The sequence below is a fragment of the Arthrobacter sp. UYNi723 genome, assembly GCF_054057635.1.
In genome coordinates this window covers 1-6,814 of record NZ_JBSRZM010000057.1, presented here as the reverse complement: position 1 = coordinate 6,814, position 6,814 = coordinate 1, and the positions used below count along the sequence as shown (strand labels likewise).

Genomic DNA, 6,814 nt, shown 5'->3' with positions numbered 1-6,814 from the left:
CCAAACAAGGCCCCAAGAGCCAACCAACCATCCGGGCACAATCAAATGATTCTTCGATAAACGCTACGCGGGCATCTTGACATGATTCCTCGGGGAGCGCCACGGGACCCACGAATGGTGCTCGCAATTCAGTTCTTATCACGCCGTTAACCACGCATTCACACCGTCCTCAGAACCTGTCCAACCGGCCTCCCTACGGTCGAAGCCATGGACAACATTTCGCGCAGATCCCTCCTTTCCGCCGGCCTCGGGGCCGGGCTCGTCGCCGCCTGGCCGGGTGCCGCCGTCGCCACCTCCATAGCGGACGACGCCGGTCTCCGCACCGATCCGTTCCTGCTGGGTATCGCCTCCGGCGAGCCCTGGCCGGACGGCTTCGTGATCTGGACCCGGCTGGCACTGGACCCCATCGCCGAGGACGGCCTGGGCGGCATGCCCTCCCGCAACGTCGCGGTGGCGTGGGAAGTGGCTGAGGACGCCGGCATGCGCAAGGTAGTAGCCCGCGGCGTCGAGCCTGCCCGGATCGAAACCGCCCACTCCGTCCACGTAGAGCTCAAGGGCCTCCGCCCGGGCCGCGAGTACTTCTACCGGTTCCGCACCGGCCGGCACGTCAGCGCGGTGGGCCGCACCCTGACCAGCCCGGCGCCGCACGAGACGCCGGCGGCGCTGGCCATGGCGTTCGCCAGCTGCTCGCAGTACGAGCACGGCTACTTCACCGCCTACACCCGTCTCGCCCAGGACCACCCGGACCTGGTCCTGCACCTGGGCGACTACCTGTACGAGTACAAGAAGGGCAACTACGTGATCGGCGGCGGCAACCCGCGCGACCACCAGGGCCCCGAAACTTCCAGCCTGGCCGGGTACCGGCAGCGGCACGCGCAGTACAAGTCCGACGCCGACCTGCAGGCCGCGCACGCGATCGCGCCGTGGCTGGTGGTGTGGGATGACCACGAGGTGGACAACAACTGGGCGGACGAGATCCCGGAGAACAAGGACGCCGGCCAGCTCAACGACACCACCGAGCGTTTCCGGCAGCGCCGCACCGCCGCGTTCCAGGCGTACTACGAGAACATGCCGCTGCGGGCCTCCTCCGTGCCGGCCGGGTTCGACATGAAGATCTACCGCACCATCCAGTGGGGCCAGCTGGCCAACTTCCACATGATGGACACCCGGCAGTACCGCGACGACCAACTCGCCGGGGACGGCTGGAAGAAAAACGTCACCGAACGCCTCGCCGAGGACCGCACCATCACCGGCGCCGAGCAGGAGAAATGGCTGCTGGACGGCCTCAAGAACTCCACCCAGCGCTGGGACATCCTGGGCCAGCAGGTCTTCTACGCCGAACGCGACAGGGATAAGGCACCGGAGATCGACGACGTCTCCATGGACGGGTGGGACGGCTACGCCGCCTCCCGCCGCCGCATCACCCAGGGCTGGGTGGACGCGAACGTCCGCAACGCCGTGGTCCTCACCGGCGACGTGCACCGCAACTGGGCCAACGACCTCAAGGTCGACTACACGGACCCGGACTCCCCCGTGGTCGGCTCCGAACTGGTCTGCACCTCCATCACCTCCTCCGGCAACGGCACAGGCTCCACGATGGATCCGGTGATGGCCTGGAACCCGCACCTGAAGTTCTACAACGACAACCGCGGCTACGTGAACACCCGCATCACCAAGGACGCACTCACCGCCGACTTCCGGGTCCTGGACCACGTCACGACGCCGGGATCCCCCGTCAGCACGAAAGCCTCCTTCACAATCCAAGACGGAGTGCCCGGACTGGTCGGTGGTTGAGCCTGTCGAAACCCCGGGGGTAGGCTCGACAACTGTTTTTAGCGGAACGTCCGGCCGGGGCGCAGACCGGCCGGACGTTCAGTCGTGCGGCGTGGCTTCCGGCATCCGCCGGAGCTCGTCGATTTGCCGTGCTGTTGGAAAGCTAGGGCTGGACAACATTCACGAGTTCTGACCGTCTTCCGGTCTGCAGGTCCTCGGTCAGGACCAGCGCACCGACCTCGGGGCAGTGATATTTATGCTCCCGGGAATTCTTTTCGAGCGGCGTCCAGTCGTAAACCTTGATGCAGCCGGTGTAGGTGCGGGTTTTCGTGGCGACGGTCTCGCCGGTAGCGACGGTGTCCCGCATGTCCTCTGCATGACCAACGTAAAATTCCTGCCTATAGGAATCGCCGGTGCGCTGCTCGGCCTTCATCCAGATGCCGGCTTTTGCGCCATCTTTTCCGTGGAGAAAGCTGCCGGAGTGGTCCAGCAACATCCCGTACCAATAGTTGTTCACGTCCTCGCCGAAGTACCACACGTCACCGTTCTTGTGTTGTGCCAGGTAATCCCGGGTTTCCTCTACGAGCTGCCCGTTCTTGTATTCCTTGTCCAAGTAGATGACCGTCTCAACGCCCTCTATGGTCTTGGTCTCCTGCAGGATTTCGATTTCAATCCTCTCGGTGACGCTTCCCTGCTCGGTCGTTTCGTAAGTCATTTTTTTGCCGACGGGGAGGGCGAAATATTTATTGGTAATTTTGGTGGTGAAATCGGCCGGGTTGATCTGCGGATCGTACTCCGCGGCCCTACTCCTTTTTGTGTTGTCGAAGACAAAAAGTGCCGCCCCGCCAACAACAAGCAACAGGACGACGAGAGCAAAGAATATTTTGGATCGTTGATTCATGACCTATCCCACTCCTTCTGAGTAGAAATTCCTGTAGGGGGTCAGAGCACCCTTGCTTGCCCATGGCCATAGGAGAAAGGTAGTGCAGTCCGTCGTGAACCTGAACCCCCTGTACGAACACTCCGCATGGAGAGGGCACTGCCCCATGAACGACGACGACGGACCCACTGCACGCTCGTCCGGCTTAGGAAGAGGGGTCACCGTGGGGCGGTAGGATGTGCCGCATGACTCAGGACGAGGTACGCGGCAGGATCCAGGCCTTCGTAGCCGATTTCCACACGAGGTGGCAGCGTTCAGGCAAATCGCCGGGCATGTTCGCTTTCGACCCTGGGGTGTTCGAAGCCTGGGCCGCTGAGTTGGCGGACCTGGTCGCGACCCATTGCACCCCGGGAGTCCGCACCGGCCAGGAAGGTGCGTTGTCTTCGAGTCCCGCGCACCACCCGTCCGCCGAGCAGATCACCGACGTTGAGGTCGACGAGGACACGGCGACGGTCCGCCACCTCGGCAAGCTCACCTGCGCCTCCGGGGTGCTCACGGTCTTGGACTTGGGTTCGGTTGACGCGCACTTCCTCCCCTTGGCGCGGCGGATCATGCCGGGGACGTATGCCGTCGAAGTCGCCACGGCGGCGGAAATGACGGTCGCAGTACGGCTGCTGCTCTCCGAGGCGCCGGCGGTCAGCTGGCACCCCGCCGAGTTCACCGACGGCACGCACGGGGTAGGGGTCGACGCCGGAAACGTCGCCATCCTCGACGTCGGGTCGCTGGTGGAGTGCCAAGCCCAGCGCGTCGAGGCGATGTTTCAAGAGCACGTGGAACGGCTAATGGAGACGCCGGGCACAATGTTCGGCCTCGCCGGCGAGGTGGTGGACGCGGTCATGGTCTCGAGCGGGTACGGCGACGGGACCTACCCGTGCTACTGGGGTTTGGCCGCCGACGGCGGTCTCACCTCACTCGTTATCGATTTCCGAGTGCTCGCAGAGAACATCCTCCGCACCAGCCGCGTGCCGTTCCAACCCGGCCCCGTCAGCAGGACGTGGAACCCGGACGCGCCTCCTCCGCCGGGCTCCGTCCTCGAGGTCACCGAGTACCTCGAGTACCGGCACATCTGAGGGTTATCGGATGAAGTCAGTGCTCACTCGTTTCAGATCCTTCCGGAGCGTGGCCGCAACCGCCGCAGCCCTTCTGGCGGTCTCCGTCGCGGGTTGCACCAGCGCTCCGGAGCCGCCTGATGTTCGGATCGCTGCTGTCGGTGACATGAACGGCGTCAAGAACTATGCGCCTGATAGCCCGTCCGGTCGGAACGGTGCGGCAATTACCCGGCTCGTGCAGAACAACGACATTGACGCGTTCCTAGGGCTCGGGGACTTCCAGTACGACACGGCGTACTGCGATGACTACGTGAACTACTGGACGCCGTTGTGGGGTGGCACGATGCCCAAGTTGTACTGGGTGTCCGCCCCCAACCACGACTGGCAACCCGGCCACAACGAAGACCTCGACAAGTTCATGAATGGCCAATGCCCGGGGTCTCCGGAAAAGGCTGCGATCAACCAGCAGCGTGGGTTCATCGGGAACGGGGAACCGTACTCGAAGGACTTCGGGAACTGGCACTTCGCGTTCCTGTCGTCCGCGCACTGGCGGTACAACCCCACGCAGGCTCGGGCGTCGACGACGTGGCTCGACAACGACCTCGCTGCTGCTAAGGCGGCGGGTAAGCACCTGGCAGTCGCATACCACGAACCTTACTTCACGTCGAACACGAACGAACATGAGCGGGCCGCTGACCACAAGCCGTGGATCGACGTGATGTGGAAGCACCGGGTCCGTCTGACCCTGTCAGGGTCACAGCACAACTACGAACGGTCATGTCCGGTGAACAACGCTGACCAGTGCGTCAGTGACGGGATGACAGCGTTCCAGGTTTCCACGGGAGGTGTCGATCTCCGCTCCTTCACTAGCAGTCCGTCGTACATCGTGAAGCGGTTCAGCGACACCCACGGGTTCCTTCGGATGACACTCCGAGACGACGGGTCTTTCGACTGGAACTTCGTTCCAACGTCGGGGTCGGACACAGACGCAGGTACGCGTTCCGCACCGTAGTAAAGGCACCCGCCAAGCCCTCCCAGACCCAGGGGCACCATCAAAGTTGGGAGACCGCATGCGGTGCTGGGCGCCAGCCCGCCGGATAATCCGGTCTTGGGTCATGAACCAAGAGCGGGTAGTCCGGGCTGAAAGACGGGTAGCGCCTGCGAGAAAATACGAGTACACGGCAGCCCCTCACCACGCTGGTTGGCCTCTTGTCCCGGGCATACACTGACCAGACGCCTGCCGCGACGCCTGACAAAATCGAACGGAGAAGAGTTGTGAAGAAACCTTCGCCTCGGAAAACAGGGATCACACGAGTTGAATCAGGGGCACATCCGGGCACTGTTCGTGGAACTGCCATTTCCGCAGGCCTGGGCGTGCTCTTTCGCTTCGAGGGCCGGGGAGGCGCGACTCACGGAACCTGATGCCCGTCGCCGGTGACAGCGGCGGCAACCGAAGAATCCATTATCCGCCGGGAAGAGACCATGAGAAAGACCCTGCTCGCGTTCATCACGGCCTTCGCCCTGGGGATCGACGTTCAACTCCGGGGAGCAACGTTGCTGGACGATGCATTTGCCCACATGGGCGGGCGTGGTAGAGGTCGCAGGACTTCCTGGCTTGGCGTAAAGCTGGGAGGTGGTCGCTCGGCTGGTCTTCGTCTACGCGGGTCGCGGAATCTGCGGCTCCATGCACTGCTGACAGCGCTGCTGCTTGCGCTGGGTGGTGTTCTGGTGGTGCCGGTTGCGGCGTCGGCTGCTGAGGGTGATGTTGGGGTTGAGGGTCCGTCGCATTCGGGGACGGGGACGCCGACGGGTACGAAGCGGGCGACGAGCGGGTTGTGGTTCAACGACGGGCTCTGGTGGGGGAACCTGTGGGACACTGCCAGCTCGGATTTTCATATCTTCCGGTTCAATGCCGCGTCGAGCTCGTGGGTCGATACGGGCATGGCGACGGACACGCGGGCGAACACTCATCATGACGTGTTGTGGGACGGGACGACGTTGTACGTGGCGAGCTATCGGTTCGTCGCCGACACCCTGCCGGCTGAGCCGAACTTCCCGTCGACGATGCGGCGTTACAGCTACAACTCGAGTACTAAGACTTACTCGCTGCTGTCCTCTACAAACATCAACAACTACAAGGTTGAGACCCTGACCATCGATAAGGACTCGACGGGTCGGGTGTGGGCCACGTGGCAGCAGGGGAACAAGATCTATCTGAACGTCACTGGCACGGACGGCGCAACATGGGGCACGCCGTTCCCGCATCCTGCGTCGTTGAGCAACGTATCTGTGGACGACACCTCGGCTGTGATCGCATTCGGACCCGGCAAGATGGGTCTGATGTGGAGCCGGGAGGTCGGTGACGCCACGGACGGCATGTACTGGAGCTACCACGTCGATGGAGCGTCGAACACCGACTGGAGCGCACCTGTGGCGGCGGTGTCGGGGCCGGACACCGGTGATGACCACATGAATTTGAAGTGGCTGGACTCCTCGGGCGGCCGGGTTTTCGCCGCTGTCAAGACGTCCTTCACGTCCGCGCCCCAGCCGCTGATCCAGCTGTTGGCATTGAGTGATACGACCTGGTCAGCCCACACGATCGCGACTGTGTCGGAGTGCCCGAACCGGGTGATCGTCCTGATTGATGAGAGCACGCAGAGGCTGCGTACCTTCGCTACCTATCCGAAGCCGAGTGGCACGACGAACGCTGGAGTCTGCACTAACTCGGGGGGTGCGATCTACGAGAAGTCCACGCCGCTGGACAACATCAGCTTCACCACCGCGAAGACGGCTCGTATCGTCGACGCCGACCAGTATGTCCACAACGTGACGTCAACGAAGCAGAACCTCAACAGCGCGGCGCGGGGCACGGCCAACAGCGGTCTGCTGGTGCTCGCCGATGTGAAAGCCACCAACCGGTACTGGCACTTTTACGACCGTGGTGATACGGCGCCCGTTGCCTCCTTCACGGCCACCCCCACTTCCGGCACCGCGCCGCTGGACGTGGCCTTCACCGATACCTCCACCGACTCGCCGACGTCGTGGTCCTGGG

At 63.2% G+C, this 6,814-nt stretch carries 5 protein-coding genes; 4 read left to right on the top strand and 1 reads right to left on the bottom strand.

What is annotated here, in order from left to right; all coding sequences use genetic code 11:
• The first annotated feature begins 207 nt into the window (after positions 1 to 207).
• Complete coding sequence (locus tag ACVWY0_RS21895; protein ID WP_485838567.1) at positions 208 to 1,794, top strand: alkaline phosphatase D family protein; 1,587 nt, start codon at positions 208 to 210, stop codon at positions 1,792 to 1,794.
• Between the two features lie 142 nt (positions 1,795 to 1,936).
• Here the strand turns inward: ACVWY0_RS21895 and ACVWY0_RS21890 are convergent, their stop codons facing one another.
• Positions 1,937 to 2,674: a hypothetical protein gene (locus ACVWY0_RS21890; RefSeq protein ID WP_485838566.1), complete on the bottom strand. Its 738-nt coding sequence runs from the start codon at positions 2,672 to 2,674 to the stop codon at positions 1,937 to 1,939.
• 224 nt (positions 2,675 to 2,898) lie between these two features.
• Here ACVWY0_RS21890 and ACVWY0_RS21885 point away from each other — a divergent pair, with 224 nt between their 5' ends.
• The 3 genes from ACVWY0_RS21885 to ACVWY0_RS21875 form a co-directional block, all read left to right on the top strand.
• Positions 2,899 to 3,783, top strand: coding sequence for a DUF4241 domain-containing protein (locus ACVWY0_RS21885; RefSeq protein ID WP_485838565.1), 885 nt, complete (start codon positions 2,899 to 2,901; stop codon positions 3,781 to 3,783).
• A gap of 49 nt (positions 3,784 to 3,832) precedes the next feature.
• On the top strand, positions 3,833 to 4,774 hold the full coding sequence (locus tag ACVWY0_RS21880) for a metallophosphoesterase family protein (protein ID WP_485838564.1): 942 nt from the start codon (positions 3,833 to 3,835) through the stop codon (positions 4,772 to 4,774).
• A gap of 470 nt (positions 4,775 to 5,244) precedes the next feature.
• Positions 5,245 to 6,814 (top strand): hypothetical protein (locus tag ACVWY0_RS21875; RefSeq protein ID WP_485838563.1); only part of this gene is annotated, 1,570 nt, incomplete at its 3' end.